Annotated in this window: 14 protein-coding genes and 1 tRNA gene; 8 read left to right on the top strand and 7 right to left on the bottom strand. The window is 59.5% G+C overall.

The window, feature by feature from the left end; genetic code table 11:
* Window positions 1-17: 17 nt before the first annotated feature.
* Window positions 18-227, bottom strand: a complete 210-nt coding sequence (locus tag PseAD21_RS11285) for a hypothetical protein (protein ID WP_025110798.1) — start codon at window positions 225-227, stop codon at window positions 18-20.
* 106 nt (window positions 228-333) lie between these two features.
* On the bottom strand, window positions 334-900 hold the full coding sequence (gene dcd / locus PseAD21_RS11280) for a dCTP deaminase (RefSeq protein WP_102355733.1): 567 nt from the start codon (window positions 898-900) through the stop codon (window positions 334-336).
* 353 nt (window positions 901-1253) lie between these two features.
* Here dcd and PseAD21_RS11275 point away from each other — a divergent pair, with 353 nt between their 5' ends.
* A complete protein-coding gene (locus tag PseAD21_RS11275) occupies window positions 1254-1463 on the top strand; it encodes a cold-shock protein (RefSeq protein ID WP_002554837.1) in 210 nt (69 codons plus the stop codon).
* A 275-nt stretch (window positions 1464-1738) separates the two neighbouring features.
* Here the strand turns inward: PseAD21_RS11275 and PseAD21_RS11270 are convergent, their stop codons facing one another.
* Complete coding sequence (locus PseAD21_RS11270; protein WP_102355732.1) at window positions 1739-2746, bottom strand: DUF481 domain-containing protein; 1008 nt, start codon at window positions 2744-2746, stop codon at window positions 1739-1741.
* Between the two features lie 165 nt (window positions 2747-2911).
* Here PseAD21_RS11270 and PseAD21_RS11265 point away from each other — a divergent pair, with 165 nt between their 5' ends.
* The 4 genes from PseAD21_RS11265 to PseAD21_RS11250 all read left to right on the top strand — a co-directional run bounded on the left by PseAD21_RS11265 (window position 2912) and on the right by PseAD21_RS11250 (window position 7684).
* Window positions 2912-3265, top strand: coding sequence for an MGMT family protein (locus PseAD21_RS11265; RefSeq protein ID WP_102355731.1), 354 nt, complete (start codon window positions 2912-2914; stop codon window positions 3263-3265).
* A 43-nt stretch (window positions 3266-3308) separates the two neighbouring features.
* The gene (locus PseAD21_RS11260; protein WP_102355730.1) at window positions 3309-4868 is read left to right on the top strand and encodes an AmpG family muropeptide MFS transporter; all 1560 of its coding nucleotides are present in this window, start codon (window positions 3309-3311) and stop codon (window positions 4866-4868) included.
* 129 nt (window positions 4869-4997) lie between these two features.
* Window positions 4998-6713, top strand: coding sequence for a proline--tRNA ligase (locus PseAD21_RS11255; RefSeq protein ID WP_102355729.1), 1716 nt, complete (start codon window positions 4998-5000; stop codon window positions 6711-6713).
* A 17-nt stretch (window positions 6714-6730) separates the two neighbouring features.
* On the top strand, window positions 6731-7684 hold the full coding sequence (locus PseAD21_RS11250; RefSeq protein ID WP_102355728.1) for a hypothetical protein: 954 nt from the start codon (window positions 6731-6733) through the stop codon (window positions 7682-7684).
* A 118-nt stretch (window positions 7685-7802) separates the two neighbouring features.
* Here PseAD21_RS11250 and dinB read toward each other — a convergent pair whose 3' ends face one another.
* A complete protein-coding gene (gene dinB, locus PseAD21_RS11245) occupies window positions 7803-8864 on the bottom strand; it encodes a DNA polymerase IV (RefSeq protein ID WP_102355727.1) in 1062 nt (353 codons plus the stop codon).
* A 280-nt stretch (window positions 8865-9144) separates the two neighbouring features.
* Between dinB and PseAD21_RS11240 the strand changes: the two genes are divergently transcribed.
* The 3 genes from PseAD21_RS11240 (at window position 9145) to PseAD21_RS11230 (ending at window position 13435) form a co-directional block, all read left to right on the top strand.
* Window positions 9145-9221 (top strand) — tRNA-Met (locus PseAD21_RS11240).
* A gap of 279 nt (window positions 9222-9500) precedes the next feature.
* The gene (gene mprF / locus PseAD21_RS11235) at window positions 9501-12140 is read left to right on the top strand and encodes a bifunctional lysylphosphatidylglycerol flippase/synthetase MprF (RefSeq protein ID WP_102355726.1); all 2640 of its coding nucleotides are present in this window, start codon (window positions 9501-9503) and stop codon (window positions 12138-12140) included.
* Window positions 12140-13435, top strand: a complete 1296-nt coding sequence (locus PseAD21_RS11230; protein ID WP_102355725.1) for an AcvB/VirJ family lysyl-phosphatidylglycerol hydrolase — start codon at window positions 12140-12142, stop codon at window positions 13433-13435. Before mprF ends, PseAD21_RS11230 begins: the two co-directional genes overlap by 1 nt.
* A gap of 194 nt (window positions 13436-13629) precedes the next feature.
* Here PseAD21_RS11230 and PseAD21_RS11225 read toward each other — a convergent pair whose 3' ends face one another.
* Genes PseAD21_RS11225 through PseAD21_RS11215 form a run of 3 tightly spaced genes read right to left on the bottom strand, consistent with a single transcriptional unit; the run spans window position 13630 to window position 15777 of the window.
* Entirely contained in the window at window positions 13630-14313 is a 684-nt protein-coding gene (locus PseAD21_RS11225; RefSeq protein WP_102355724.1) for a serine/threonine protein phosphatase, read from the bottom strand.
* Window positions 14310-15008 carry a hypothetical protein gene (locus PseAD21_RS11220; protein WP_102355723.1) on the bottom strand — a complete coding sequence of 233 codons (699 nt, stop codon included), beginning with the start codon at window positions 15006-15008 and terminating at the stop codon, window positions 14310-14312. Before PseAD21_RS11220 ends, PseAD21_RS11225 begins: the two co-directional genes overlap by 4 nt.
* Window position 15009: 1 nt before the next feature.
* Complete coding sequence (locus PseAD21_RS11215; RefSeq protein ID WP_102355722.1) at window positions 15010-15777, bottom strand: MarR family transcriptional regulator; 768 nt, start codon at window positions 15775-15777, stop codon at window positions 15010-15012.
* Between the last annotated feature and the right edge of the window lie 396 nt (window positions 15778-16173).

The raw sequence follows: 16173 nt of genomic DNA, 5'->3' as shown, positions 1-16173 counted from the left end.
CTCGTGGGTGCCGCAGATCAGGCGACGGGCGCGGGTGGTGGTTCGTCCGGCAGGGTTGGCTCGCCCGGCTCGGTCGGCTGCTCGTTGGGGGTATCGGGATCAGGCTGACCGGGAATTCCGCCGGCCATGCTGAGCGACGGGTGTGCCAACAAGGACCAGGCCAAAACGCCAACCTGATTGGGCTCAAGCCTTGCCAGTTCGGCGGTGATATGCGGATCGATCTTCATGGAACCTCCTCGGCGAAGGCCCGCTTTGCCAGAAGCAAAAACGGGCAGTACACCCCATAGAGTGTCTGCCCGCCGAAGAATTCCCGCGAACTGTCGGATGGACGGATCAGGTACGCGGCAGGGTCACGCCGCGCTGGCCCTGATACTTGCCGCCACGGTCCTTGTAGGACACTTCGCATTGCTCGTCGGATTCAAGGAACAGCATCTGCGCCACGCCTTCGTTGGCGTAGATTTTCGCCGGCAGGTTGGTGGTGTTGGAGAATTCCAGGGTCACGTGACCCTCCCACTCAGGCTCGAGCGGGGTGACGTTGACGATGATGCCACAGCGCGCGTAGGTGCTTTTACCCAGGCAGATGGTCAGGACATTGCGCGGAATACGGAAGTATTCGACGGTGCTGGCCAGGGCGAAGGAGTTTGGCGGAATGATGCAGACGTCGCTGTGGATGTCGACAAAGCTGCCCGGGTCGAAGTTTTTCGGGTCGACGATGGACGAGTTGATGTTGGTGAACACCTTGAAGTGGTTGGTGCAACGCACATCGTAGCCGTAGCTCGACACACCATAGGAGATCACACGGCTGTCGTCGTTGCCGCGTACCTGGCGCTCGACGAAAGGCTCGATCATGCCGTGTTCCTGCGCCATGCGGCGAATCCACTTGTCCGATTTGATGCTCATGGCGGGTGTCCTGAATAGCGAGGTGGAAAAAATCTGTCCGGCATCTTACCGGGCGCGCAGCCGGGTTCAAAGTCCGCGCTGCAATTCTCGCCGAACAGCCCGGAAATACGAGCTCTGGCGACGAACCGTCACACCGCCGATCCTTAAAACAGCGAAACCTTCGCAAGAAGCATTGGCACGTTCCGGAAAAAGGGTTAAGGTGGCGCCACTGTGCTGCTTGTGTCACTGAGAATCTCTACACGATATGTTGAATTTCGATCCAACCATCTACAAGAATTTTTCCTGCTCTTTGCACTCAGTCTCGGCCAGGGTTCTTCCTGAGTCGCAGTTATCTTTGTTCAAGGAGTTACACCATGTCTAATCGCCAAACCGGTACCGTTAAGTGGTTCAACGATGAAAAAGGCTTCGGCTTCATCACTCCACAATCCGGTGACGACCTGTTCGTTCACTTCAAAGCTATCCAATCCGACGGCTTCAAAAGCCTGAAAGAAGGCCAACAGGTTTCTTTCATCGCTACCCGCGGTCAGAAAGGCATGCAAGCTGAAGAAGTACAAGTTATCTAACTTGTAGCTTCTTTAGAAAAGAGCCCCGCCCTTAAAAGCGGGGCTTTTTTGTGGGCGTGTGTTTTTCGCGGCCAAAAAAAGCAGCCCTCGCGGCCAATGCCGATCAGCTAAACGCAGATCCTCTGTGGGAGCGGGCTTGCTCGCGAAAGCGCTGGGGCAGTCAACATCAATGTTGGCCGGGCCGACGTCTTCGCGAACAAGCCCCACAATTGATCTTCGTTGCTTTGAGCATTGAGTTCGCTTAACCGAGCGGCTGCTATTTTTTTGACTTCGTCTTACCAGGCCACGCCGAACCCTGCGGTGTAGCGGGTTTTGTTCAGGTCCGCATCCTTGGTGCCGCTGATAATATCGCGTTCGGCCTTGAGGTTGAGCGACGCCCAGTCGGTGACCTTGTAGCGCAGGCCCATCTCGGCATCCAGCGCATAATTGGCCACATCGGACAGCGGCTTGCCCAGCTCGCCATTGGTGAAGAACTCGACCTTCTTGCCAACCAGGTAGCGGTTGTAGTCCCACTTCATGGCGACCGAGTAGAAGTTGTCCTTGCCGCCATCGCTGTACTCGTAATCGGTGCGGTTAAGCAGCGAGCCAAGCGAGAATGCCCCCAGTTCGTCATCCCAGAACTGGTAGCCCGGACCGGTACCGACCACACGCTGACGCGACAGTTCTTCAACGTAGTCACGCTTGTAATTCAGACGCCCCTGCCAGAACCATTTGTCGGTCAGGAAGCGGTCGAGTGCGTATTCGGCGCGCCAGTTATTGGTGGTGACCTGATCGTCCTGCACTTCACGGTTGTACTCGCCTTCGGCGGTATGGCGCCAGCGACCATGACGCGCCGAGGTCTTGAAGTCGATGTCGTAATCGTTGGTGTCCTTCTCCGCCCGCTGATAATCCATCGCCAGACCGATATTGCCTTTCCACACCAGATCCTCGACCACCGGCTTGGGCTTGAGGATCTGCTGGATGCTCGCCAGCTCCACGGTTTTCGGCGCCTCGCCATTGGCCAAGGTGACCTTGCCGTCATCGGCAGCGGTCAACGATTTGGCCTTTTCGCCGGTGTAAGCGTCCTGCTTGACCAGCAACTCCTGATCGCTTTCAAGGGTCTTGACCTGTTTCCAGTCAATCGTGACCGCCCCCGCATACTGGGTCTGGATCAGCAATTTGCCGCCATCGAACAGGGAAATTTTACCGCTCAACTTGTCACCGTTCTTCAACCAGACGGTATCGGCAAGCAGGGGTGTGGACACACTGAAGACAGCAAGGCACAGCAGGGTTCTGGACAACATAAGCGAATCAAAGGCTCAGAATTGCAAAAAAAGGTCGGCATTATCCGTAGGAATAATCCCCTGACAAGGAGTGACCGGACGATTTCCATTGAGTTCATTTCTCATCCGGGCCCGCACGGATTACGCTGAAAGGCATCAACCCGAGATCATTCAGGAGCCCCGTACGTGACAGAGCCCACCGACGAGCGCGAAAGCGAAGCGCAAATCCGACGCACGGCGCTTTATTCCACCCTTGCCCAAGTACCTGAGGGCAAGGTGGTCAGCTATGGTCAGTTGGCCGAACTGGCGGGGTTGGGGCGCGCCGCCCGCTGGGTCGGCCGGACTCTGAGCCAGTTACCCGGTGACACCAGACTGCCATGGCACCGGGTACTCGGCGCCGGTGGTCGGATCAGTCTGCCGGTGGGCAGCCCTTCGGGGGACGAACAACGGGCACGATTGCGCTCTGAAGGCGTCACCATCCTGAACAATCGTGTGGATATTCAGCGTCATGGCTGGCGTCCGGTAGAGCACAGCGGTTAGAGTGCGCGCTTTGTTTTCGCAATCTTGAGGCAGACTTCAGCCCATGCCCCGTAAAACCTGGCGCGCCGCGCTCGCCGCCTATGCCAGTCCTTCGACGCTCGTGCTGTTGTTGCTCGGTTTCGCTGCCGGCCTGCCGTACATGCTGGTATTTTCGACGCTTTCCGTCTGGCTGCGTGAAGCCGGCGTGGCCCGTGAAACCATCGGCTACGCGAGCCTGATCGGCCTGGCCTATGCCTTCAAGTGGGTCTGGTCACCGCTGCTCGACCAATGGCGCCTGCCTTTATTGGGCAAGCTGGGTCGGCGCCGCTCGTGGCTGGGGCTCTCGCAGTCGCTGGTGATCCTGGGCCTGATCGGCATGGGTTTCTGTGATCCACAGAAACACCTGTCCTGGCTGATCGCCATTGCCGTCATTGTCGCCTTCGCCTCCGCCACCCAGGACATCGCGGTCGACGCCTATCGCCTGGAGATTGCCGACGACAGCCGTCAGGCAGCGCTGGCGGCCAGTTACATGTCCGGCTATCGCGTCGCCGCGCTGCTCGCCACGGCAGGCGCACTGTTCTTTGCCGAAGGCTTCGGCTCTACCGGGTTCAACTATCAGCATTCGGCCTGGACCGGCACCTACGCCCTGTTCGGGGTGTTGATGGTCCCAGCCTTATTGACCTCGCTACTGATGCGCGAACCGCCGGTGCCACTGCGCACGCAACTGCAGGCCGGCCGCTACAGCTTCGTGCATCAACTGGCCTCGGTGTTTGTGCTGATCGTGCTGCTGGTGTCCGTTCCGGCGATGTTCACCCAGCTCTACAACACCGATTTCGCCGGCGTGCTGTTCGGCACCATGAGCCCGCTCGACCTGCTGCTGGAAGACCGCGCCTTCCTGCGCGCCATCCTTTACACCCTGCTCACCGGTCTGTGCCTGTCGACCATGGGCCGGCGCGGCCTGGCGCCGGTGCTGACCCCGGTCAACGACTTCATCCTGCGCTACCGCTGGCAGGCCTTGCTGTTGCTCGGGCTGATCGCTACCTATCGGATGTCGGACACGGTAATGGGCGTGATGGCCAACGTGTTCTACATCGACCAGGGCTTTACCAAGGATCAGATCGCCAGTGTCAGCAAGATCTTCGGCCTGATCATGACGCTAGTCGGTGCCGGCATGGGCGGCCTGCTGATCGTGCGTTTCGGCATCCTGCCGATCCTGTTCATCGGCGGCGCAGCGTCGGCCGCCACCAACCTGCTGTTTGTGATGCTGGCCGACATGGGCCCCAACCTGCAGATGCTGGTGGTGACCATTTCTCTGGACAACTTCAGTTCCGGGCTCGCGACCTCGGCGTTCGTCGCCTACCTGTCGAGCCTGACCAACCTGAAGTTCTCGGCCACCCAGTACGCCCTGCTCAGCTCGATCATGCTGTTGCTGCCGCGCCTGATTGGCGGTTACTCCGGGGTGATGGTCGAAAAGTTCGGCTACCACAACTTCTTCATCATCACGGCGCTGCTTGGCGTACCAACCCTGTTGCTGATCGCCTTGCACTGGTTCCAGGAAAGCCGCCGCGAAGGCCCGACACCAACACCCGAACCTTTACCGACCTCCGTCGTGGAAGAGTCGTAAGACATTTCACATACGGCGGGAGGATTCCCGCCGTTGAGCCTCACCGCCGAGCGCAATCCTGTACGTCGGCAAATCTCGCCGGTACACTGCTCCGTCATTTCCAGTCATAGCAACCGACAACGGCCAACCATGCGCACCAGTCAATTTTTGCTCGCCACACAGAAAGAAACGCCTTCCGATGCGGTCGTGATCAGCCACCAGCTGATGCTGCGCGCCGGCATGATCCGCAAACTCGCTTCGGGCCTGTACACCTGGCTGCCGATGGGCTTGCGGGTAATGCGCAAGGTTGAAGCCATCGTTCGCGAAGAAATGAACGCCGCCGGCTCTCTTGAAGTGTTGATGCCGAGCACCCAACCGGCCGAGCTGTGGCAGGAATCGGGGCGCTGGGAAGAATACGGCCCTGAGCTGCTGCGCATCAAAGACCGCCACGGTCGCGACTTCTGCGCGGGCCCGACCCACGAAGAAGTGATCACCGATCTGATGCGCAACGAGTTGAGCAGCTACAAGCAGCTGCCAATCAACCTGTACCAGATCCAGACCAAATTCCGTGACGAAATCCGCCCACGCTTCGGTTTGATGCGCGGCCGCGAATTCATCATGAAGGACGCCTACTCGTTCCACGCCGATCAGGCGTCGCTGCAGGTCACCTACGACCGCATGCATCAGGCGTACTGCAATGTGTTCACCCGTCTGGGCCTGAAGTTCCGTCCGGTTGAAGCCGACAACGGTTCGATCGGTGGCGCCGGCTCCCACGAGTTCCACGTGCTGGCCGAGTCCGGCGAAGACGATATCGCCTTCAGCAACGGTTCCGACTACGCGGCGAACATCGAGAAGGCCGAAGCCGTGCCACGCGAAACCTCGCGCGGCGCTGCGACCGAAGAGCTGCGCCTGGTCGATACCCCAGACACCAAAACCATCGCCGCGTTGGTGGAAAAATTCAATCTGCCGATTGAAAAGACCATCAAGACCCTGATCGTCCACGCCGAAGAAGAAGGCAAGCTGATCGCGCTGGTGATTCGTGGCGACCACGAACTCAACGAAATCAAGGCTGCCCAGCAACCTGGCGTTGCCAGCCCGCTGGTCATGGCTTCCGATGCCGAACTGCGCGACGCCATTGGCGCGGGCGCCGGTTCCCTCGGCCCATTGAACCTGCCACTGCCGATCATCATCGACCGCTCGGTCGAGCTGATGAGCGACTTCGGTATCGGTGCGAACATCGACGACAAGCACTACTTCGGCGTGAACTGGGAGCGTGACCTGCCGGTTCCGACCGTTGCCGACCTGCGTAATGTGGTTGCCGGTGACCCAAGCCCGGACGGCAAAGGCACCCTGGAAATCAAGCGCGGCATCGAAGTCGGGCACATCTTCCAGCTGGGCAACAAGTACAGCAAGGCGATGAAGTGCGAAGTGCTGGGCGAGAACGGCAAGCCGGTGACCCTGGAAATGGGTTGCTACGGCATCGGCGTATCCCGCGTGGTGGCTGCCGCCATCGAACAGAACAACGACGAAAACGGCATCATCTGGAGCGACACCCTGGCGCCGTTCCAGATCGCTCTGGTGCCGCTGCGTTATGAAACCGAGCAGGTGCGCGAAGCCACCGACAAGCTGTACGCCGAACTTACAGCGGCCGGCTTCGAAGTGCTGCTGGACGATCGCGACAAGAAAACCAGCCCGGGCATCAAGTTCGCGGACATGGAGCTGATCGGCATTCCTCACCGGATCGTGGTCAGCGACCGCGGCCTCGCCGAAGGCAACCTGGAATACAAGAGCCGTACCGAGGGTGAGGCGCAAGCCCTGCCTGTGGCCGACGTGCTGTCCTTCCTTCAGGCCCGTATCCGCCGCTGAATCCAGATAGAGACCTCATGTTCAAGCGAAACACCTTGGGCCTCGGTGGCGCCGCCTTGTGCGGCGCCCTGCTGGTCAGCGGCTGTGCCAATCAAATGTCACAACGCAGCGAGCACGAAGAGCGGGTCGAGCGCAAACTGCTCGATCACAGCCTGCAGATCGATGTCGGCGAGCCCAAGGTGCTTGAGCTGCCGCAACGACGCGTGAAAATCAACGAACAGAAGACCTTCGAAGTCACAGAGTTCGAAGTCACCCGTCGTTACGACCGCTACACCCCCTACCAACCCTGGCGCGAAATCTACGAGATTCCGCTGGGCGCAGTGGCCGTGGTGGCCGGCATTGGCGCCAACGTGGTCAACGTTTTTGCTCTGGGCAACCTGCCGGACAGCGTGACCAAGGATTGGCTGAGCTACGGCATTGCCGGGGTCAACCCGTTCATGAACGTGCAGTCTCATGGTCGCGCGCAGCAGAACCTCGCCGGTATCGATGAAGTCCAGCGCGACAAGCGCATGGAGTATTCGAGCCTGCCGTGGAGCGAACGTCCGGTGCAGGTCAAGGCCGGCAAGCAGACCTTCGACATGACCACCGACCGCAACGGCGTGCTGCGCCTGAACTTGCTGGACAGTCCGTTCGCCGAAAATGACCTCAATCACGTCGGCAAACTGCAGATCAGCGTCGAGGACGGCAAGGATGACGTGCACAGCGACACGTCCCTGACGATCAGCAGCCACCTGCGCAGCAAGTTGCTCGAAGCGCACGGGCTGATTTACGACGATCTGGAAGACGACGAAGTGAGCCAGTGGGTACACCGGGTCAAACGCCTGTCGGAACTGGGCCTGGAAGAAGAAGCCAGCGAGCTGGAGCAAAGCCTGATCGAACTGACGCGCAACGATCCTGAGCTGCAGGCCGAGTTTCTCAAGTCTCTGACCAAGGATGCCGGGCGCCTGGTCGCTGATCCGGGACCGAACTAAAAGCCAAAAGCTTCACGAGCAAGCCCGCTCCCACAGTTGATTGCATTCCACTGAAGGAACTCGATCAACTGTGGGAGCGGGCTTGCTCGCGAAAGCGGCACCAGCAACACCACAGCAATTAGCGCTCAAACAACTCCATCTGCTCAAACCCGCCGCGCAAATCCTCAAGCCTTACCCCAACCCCCAGCAAGCGCACCGGTTTACCTCCCCGGTTGAACGCCTGTGTCAGCATCAACTGATAACTGCCCAGATCCCGCCCTGCCCCGGCCTGCTCCAGGGTTGTCTGGGTAAAATCGTGGAACTTCACTTTGACGAATGGTTTGCCCGGTCGATAACTGCTGTCGATCCGCTGCATACGGGTTTTCAGGGTTTCCAGCAGCTCCGGCAGCTTATCCAGACAACTGCGCAGGTCCGGCAGATCGACGTCGTAGGTGTTTTCGACACTGATTGACTGACGGCGGCTGTCGTTGTGTACCAACCGGTCGTCAATCCCACGGGCCAGACTCCACAACCGCTCACCGAAACTGCCGAATTCGCGCACCAGCGCCAGCCTGTCCCACTCACGCAACTGCAAGCAGTCGACGATGCCGAGCTTACCCAGTTTGTCGGCGGTGACTTTACCGACGCCATGCAACTTGCTCACTGGCAAACCGCTGACAAAATCCTCCACCTGATCCGGCGTAATGACGAACAGCCCGTTGGGCTTCTTCCAGTCGCTGGCGATCTTCGCCAGAAATTTGTTCGGGGCGACGCCAGCAGAAACGGTGATGTGCAACTGATTGGACACCCGCCGCCGAATATCCTGCGCGATGCGCGTGGCGCTGCCGCCAAAATGCGCGCTGTCGGAGACGTCGAGGTAGGCTTCGTCCAGCGACAATGGCTCGATCAGGTCGGTGTAATCGCGAAAGATCGTGTGAATTTCCTTCGAGGCTTCGCGATAGGCGTCCATGCGCGGCTTGACGATGGTCAGGTCCGGGCACAGCTTCAACGCATGCCCGGACGACATCGCCGAACGCACGCCATAGGCTCGCGCTTCATAGTTGCACGTGGCAATCACCCCACGCCGATCAGCCGACCCGCCCACCGCCAGCGGTTTGCCGGCCAGGTTCGGGTCGTCGCGCATCTCGATGGCGGCGTAGAAACAGTCACAGTCGGCGTGGATGATTTTTCGCTGAGTCATGGCAGAAAAGGAAACATGGGGAGCAGGATCCGCAGTATCTCACTGACACCTGTATATAGCACCAGTAGTCAGAATGTTCTTTTGCGGCCGTAGGAAAAGACCAATGAATTTATTTCCTCAATCGAAAATCGCCAGTCGATAGAGCTGAAAGCCTTGCCCTACCTGCCCTGCGACCCTTTCGCCCTCACTGCGAAAAGCGCTAACCGATTGAACAGGAACAGATTTATCCTGATTCAAGGTTGACAGCCCGGCGATCCTCTGTAGAATGCCGACACACAGACGCGGGATGGAGCAGTCTGGTAGCTCGTCGGGCTCATAACCCGAAGGTCGTCGGTTCAAATCCGGCTCCCGCAACCAAACATCAAAAAAGGCTACTCGAAAGAGTGGCCTTTTTTGTATCTGTTGAAAAAGTCCTTTCGCAACAATGATCTGTCACGCTGCAGTGAAACGTTCAGGATCGTCAGCCCCGCCGAGTTGCGACTATGCTTGAGTCGCAGGCAAGACGTCTGCAGTCCATTACCTGCCCTCGCCCATACCGGATGAGAGGCGTAGTATTTTGTGATTATTTTTTTCTACAGGGATTGGTAACTTGGCTGGATACCTCCATCCTGTCGCGCACAATCCAAGAGGTGATTGATGCGCGCCAACTCGTCTGATCCACAAGACACTGTCACAGCAGAACAACCGATCAAACCCGAGCGCCTGCGCTTGCTGGATCGGTTGAGCAAGTATCGCCAGCCGATCGGTCTGGCGGTGACGTTGCTGCTGTTTGCCATTGCGCTGATTGCCTGTCGCCATCTGCTGAGCGAGCTCGATCTCTATGCGCTGCACGACTCGATTCTGGCCGTGCCGAAACCGGCCCTGCTCGGAGCATTGGGTGCGACGGTCGTCGGCTTCATTATATTGCTGGGCTATGAATGGTCGGCCAGCCGTTATGCCGGCGTGACCTTGCCGCCGCGAACCCTGGCGCTGGGCGGCTTCACCGCGTTTGCGATTGGCAATGCCATCGGCCTGTCGCTGCTGTCCGGCGGCTCGGTACGCTACCGTTTATATGCACGACACGGTCTGGGGGCATCGGAAGTCGCGCACATGACCCTGTTCGCCAGCCTGTCGCTGGGTTGCGCGCTGCCACCGCTGGCCGCCCTCGCGACCCTGAGCAACCTGCCCGCCGCCTCTGCCGCCCTGGGTCTGTCTGAGGGCTTGCTCGGCACGGTTGCCATGGTGGTGCTGGGGCTTGGCGCCATTCTGGCGATCGGCATCTATCGCCGACGCCTGCCGGAGCAACCCTACCGTGACAATCTGCTGGTCAGGGCCGGTCGCCGGACCTTGCGCCTGCCAGGCCGACGTCTGACCTTCCTGCAACTGATCATCACTGCCCTCGACGTCGCCGCAGCGGCCACCGTGCTCTATTTGTTGCTGCCGGAAGCTCCGCCATTCGGCGCCTTCCTGCTGGTGTATCTGCTGGCCCTGGCCGCCGGCGTCCTCAGCCATGTGCCGGGCGGTGTCGGGGTTTTCGAAGCGATCCTGCTGGCCGCGTTCGCCGACACGCTCGGCGCCGCGCCACTGGCCGCTGCTCTGTTGCTCTATCGCCTGATCTATGTGGTGCTGCCGCTACTGGTGGCCTGCGTGTTTTTGCTGATCAACGAAGGCCAACGCCTGTTCCAGACCCAGACCATGCGCGCGGCCTCCGGTCTGGCGGCGCCGATTCTGGCGGTGCTGGTGTTCCTGTCCGGCGTGGTGTTGCTGTTTTCCGGTGCTACGCCGGAGATCGATACTCGCCTGGAGCACATCGGTTTTCTGATCCCGCATCGTCTGGTCGACGCTTCGCACTTCGGTGCCAGCCTGATCGGCGTGCTGTGCCTGCTGCTCGCCCAAGGCCTGCGCCGTCGCCTGTCGGCGGCGTGGATGCTGACCACCATTCTGTTGCTGGTCGGCGCCCTGCTCTCGCTGCTCAAAGGCTTCGACTGGGAAGAAGCCACGCTGATGACGCTCACCGCCGCACTGCTGGGGGTGTTCCGTCGCTCGTTCTATCGCCCGAGCCGCCTGACCGAACTGCCGTTCTCGCCGCTGTATCTGGTGGCCAGCCTCTGCGTATTGGGCGCTTCGACCTGGCTGCTGCTGTTCGCCTACCAGGACGTACCGTACAGCCATCAACTGTGGTGGCAGTTCACCCTCGACGCTGACGCCCCACGTGGTCTGCGCTCGCTGCTCGGTGCCGCCGTGCTGCTGCTGGTGATCGCCCTGACCTGGCTGCTGCGTACCGCCCGCCCGGTGATCCATCTGCCGACCCCGGACGAACTGGATCGCGCCGCGAAAATTCTGATGGCCTCCTCGCAACCCGATGGCGGCCTCGCCCTGACCGGTGACAAGGCGCTGCTGTTTCACCCCAACGACGAGGCGTTCCTGATGTACGCCCGCCGTGGCCGCAGCCTGGTGGCGCTGTACGACCCGATCGGCCCCGGCCAGCAGCGCGCCGAGATGATCTGGCAGTTCCGCGACCTGTGCGACATCCATCACACCCGTCCCGTGTTCTATCAGGTACGGGCCGAAAACCTGCCGTACTACATGGACATCGGCCTGACCGCGATCAAGCTCGGCGAAGAAGCCCGGGTCGATCTGCATCGCTTTGACCTGGAAGCCAAGGGCAAAGAGATGAAGGATCTGCGCTACACCTGGAACCGTGGCACCCGCGACGGCTTGTCGCTGGAGATCCACGAGCCGGGACAAGCGCCGATGGATGAGTTGAAAGTGATTTCCGATGCGTGGCTGACCGGCAAGAACGTGCGTGAGAAAGGTTTCTCCCTCGGCCGTTTCAGCGACGATTACCTGAAGCACTTCCGCATTGCGGTGATTCGCTTCGAAGGCCGCCCGGTGGCGTTCGCCAATCTGCTCGAGACCTACGGCCATGACCTGGCCAGTCTCGACCTGATGCGCTCGCACCCGGACGCCCCCAAGCTGACCATGGAGTACCTGATGGTCGGCCTGATTCAACACTATAAGAGTCACGGATACGCGCGCTTCAGCCTGGGCATGGTGCCATTGTCGGGGTTGCAACCCCGGCGCGGTGCACCGCTGACCCAGCGTCTGGGCTCGATGGTCTTCCGCCGTGGTGAGCAGTTGTACAACTTCCAAGGCTTGCGCCGCTTCAAAGACAAGTTCCAGCCTGACTGGGAACCCCGTTATATGGCCGTGCCCGCCGGACTCGATCCGCTGGTGGCGCTGGCCGATACTGCTGCCCTGATCGCGGGCGGCTTGACTGGATTGGTGAAACGCTGATGATTCAACGCTCCCTGAAGTACATCCTGGCCGCATTGATTGTGCTGGCCCTGATTGCCGGCGGCGGTTACTGGTACCTCAAACGTCCGGCACCCCAACCGACGCTGCAACCGCTGACTGCCGCTGATGGCACGGTCATGACCCGCGTCATCCCGGGCACCCAGCCCAAGGCGCAGGTGCTGGTGGCGGTCAATGACGACCAGAAGCTGACCGACAATCAACTGAGCACCCTGAGCCGCAGTGCTTCGGCGCAGATCGTTCAGGTGATTCTGCCCAAGGACTGCCTGCAACAGAGCCGCGCCCTGCAAACCGGCCTGCGCGAACTCAATGGCCCGGCCACGCTGGTCAGCGGTATCGGCCCAGGCGCCGTGCTCGCCTGGCGCTGGTTGTCCGAGCAAAAAGACGACAAGGCCCAGGCGATCTCGGTTGACCTCGCCCTGGAAAAACCCGGCTGCACCCACCTGCTGCCGAAATCCGCGGCTCACGGCCACTGGCTGGTGGCGTGGAACGACAACCCGGACGACACCAGCGCCGGCTTCGTGCGCGACCAACCGAACGCCGAAACCAGCATCAGTGACTACGACATCACCCTGCCACAAGTGCTGAACAACGAACTGCGCAAGATCCTCGTCGGCGGCGACAAGGCCAACGGCGGTCTGGCGATCCCGGTGGTGGAAGTGCCGGCCGGTCAGGCGAAAGACACCGTGACCCTGTTCCTCTCCGGTGACGGCGGCTGGCGCGACCTCGACCGCGACGTAGCGGGCGAGATGGCCAAGATCGGCTACCCGGTGGTCGGCATCGACACCCTGCGCTACTACTGGCAGCACAAGAGCCCTGAGCAAAGCGCGCTGGACCTGACCGAGCTGATGCAGCACTACCGCCAGAAGTGGGGCACCAAGCGCTTCATCCTGACCGGTTACTCGTTCGGTGCCGACGTCCTGCCGGCGATCTACAACCGCCTGCCGGACACCGAGCAGCAGCGCATCGACGCCATCATCCTGCTGGCCTTCGCCCGCACCGGCAGCTTCGAAATCGAAGTCGAAGGCTGGCTCGGCAACGCCGGCAAAGAAGCCGCCACCGGCCCGGAAATGGCCAAGCTGCCACCGGCGAAGGTGGTGTGCATCTACGGCGCCGAAGAAACCGACGAAAGCGGCTGCACCGACAAGACGGCAGTCGGCGAAGCAGTGAAACTGCCCGGCGGCCACCACTTCGACGAGAACTACCCGGCGCTGGCCAAGCGCTTGGTGGATTTGATCGAGAAGCGCCAGAGCAAGGACTCGGTCGCCGAAGAGTGATCTGAGCCTCCACAAAAAGCCCCCGCAACTTCGCAGTTTCGGGGGCTTTTTACATTCCAGCAGCCACAAAAAAACGTGTGGGAGCGAGCCTGCTCGCGAAAGCGGTGGGTCAGCTTGCAGATTCGTCGACTGACACTACGCCTTCGCGAGCAGGCTCGCTCCTACAAGGGATGGCGCTGGATTCAGACAGCTCGTCAGTCTCGCCGGCCAAGCTGAACATCTATCCACGTGACATCATCGTCGCCAACGCTAAAATCGCTATTCGGCGCCGCCAACAAACTGCTTTGCTGGGCTTGCGTCAAGTCCGCCCAAAATCCATCAGTGACAAATACCAAGCGCTCAACAGTATCCAGAGCACAACAAACAAAGTCAGGGTTCGGGACCCGATTGATCTTCAAGCATCGCGTTACCAAATTTCGCGCGGGGTCTTGCGCCAACTCACAGTGCGAACGGTCGCGCCGCCAATTGGCCTTGCAGTGAGGTGGCGTAATCCAATCGATGGCACCCGCCAACGTCACAATCCCGCATGAACAGTCTCCCTCGTATGCAACGGTAAGTCGGCCATGAGCGACCAAGCCAATCAGGTAACAGATGGCTCCCGTCTGATCAGCAGGCAACGACGCATGAAAATCCGCCAGTATTGAACCCAATAGGCGCTCAACAGCTGCGGGTTCTGCAGGATAGCTCCCCTGCTCCATCTGTGTGGAATGAGCCGCCAACATGCCGCTCACGAAGCTTTCAGCCAGATGTCCACTGCCGCGCTTGGAAGTGCCATCCGCGACAACAAAAAAACCACCGTCACCCTCACAGGTCGCTCCGGCATAGTCATTATTTCCTCTGCTGGCTTGCCCAGTGATTGATCGGGAGTGGTATCTCATGCGTTGGCCAGCGCTTTCATACGCCTGTGAATAATCTGCCCTCTACCTGGATTCGCCTGCACCGAGCCTGAACTTTCGATCACGTAGCCAACCCCATCCAACGCCATCAGCTTGTGGATTCCCTTTGTGATGAACGCCTTGAGGTCCTTGTCAGCCTGGCGCACCTCCTCCAACAGCTCAGGCCGACCATCGATCAAGATGATCATGTCCTCGACATCCTTATGATAAGGATCACCATTTCCCCGACCACTGAAAGCTTCCAGTTTCGTCGCGAGAAAATACGCGGGCTGGAATATCTGGATGGCAGTGCCGCTGGGCAGGGTGAATTTATCCGCCCTCGCCAGCCCCTCAACGAACCAGCGGTTGGCATAGCCGAGCACTGCAGGGTCGGAAGGCATGACATCCACGACAACGTCATTGAAGCGAAAACGACAATTGACCTCGTCCTCACCGGTGATCTTGAATCCCTTAGCCGCCAGCCGTTCGGTGAGTTGGTTCCAGGCGCTGATACCGGCCAACTCGATCACTAGATCAACGTCATCAGTGAAACGAATGTCGTCCAGCACGGCTGTATCTGTAACCAGCATGGCGGTTGTACAACCGCCAACAAAAGCAACTTCGGCGAGAAACGCCTCGCCCAAGCCTTCAGCCACGAACTCAATGAGTTCGTAGTTGTGATCCGCGTTTGACGACATGTTATTTCAGCCCCATCCCTGCCTTCAGAATACTGATTGCCACACCACACTCACGCGGACCACCCAGACGGATTGCATCAGCGAGCGCCAGATAGTGGTAAAGAATCCGGTCTTTTTTCACCGCTGCTGGCACTGTTTTGTAAAGCGGCTCTATCGCTTGGCCTCGCTCGGTTCCCTGCGCATCCGGCCAGACCGGAATCAAACCACCCGCACTCTTGATACTTTTGGACAGCGCAGGCGCCGCAAAACCCGTGGGTATGCCACGAACAATCGCGCCAGGCTTGACCGGGAAGAAGTACTTCAGCGCGTGCTCGGTAATTTTCAGCAGTTCCCGGCGGTGCACTTTGGCAAGCCCGGTGTCGTAGTCATGGATGAGCAATCCGGATTCCCGGCATCGGGCGAGAGCATTTGAGACTTCGCTTTTGCTCAGTCCGAGAGAGGCAGACAGTGCACGCAGAGAGTACCGATCGCTCCAACTTGTCAGCGGTGGATCAGATGCTGGTTCCGCCCATCCTTCCCACCCTGGCCCATCAGCGAAAGGCGAGTCGAATTCGCGGCGCTGGAAGATTGTGTCTTCGCCATCAGTGGAGTAGGTGACCAATGGCTTCCCCACACTCTCCCCTGCGGTCATTCGGCTGACGACATAAGGCCTGAGCAGCTCTTCAACCCTGTCCGAATTCGATTCGGCCTCCATCTCCCCCAGGAGGTTCTCTTCCTGAGCGTGGAGACTGGCAATTTTGAACAAAAGTAAAATGTCTTGACTCTTCATTTAAATCAAAACCTCAAGTGTCCACATTCCATAAAACGTGGACACTTGTCTCACTGCCGAGGCCGGGTCGTCAAGCCCTTGGGTCGATCACTAACCGCTGCATACCTTGCCCGCATATCGTCATGGCTGATTGCTTGGGCCAGATCAAAGATAAGCAATCGCTCACTGGCCTTCTTTTCGATACGAGGGCACCTCGGTTCATCCTGTGCTTCTTGTTGCGCTGATGCTGTCATACGTACCTGAATGCTTTGCACACGTCGGTTCGTGCGTGACGTTTAGTATCGTTTACTTCCAGTCTCGCAATATCAGATGACGCCCACAGACCTTGTAGGCAAACTCCGAAACTCGTGTTCGGGCGCCTTGCCGCTCTATTGCGCTGTTTTTCGACGGGATACT

Source organism: Pseudomonas sp. AD21, from assembly GCF_002878485.1.
In the GTDB taxonomy this organism is placed as follows: Bacteria; Pseudomonadota; Gammaproteobacteria; order Pseudomonadales; family Pseudomonadaceae; genus Aquipseudomonas.
Note: the sequence above shows the minus strand (reverse complement) of the source record. Positions and strands in the feature narration are given on the sequence as shown.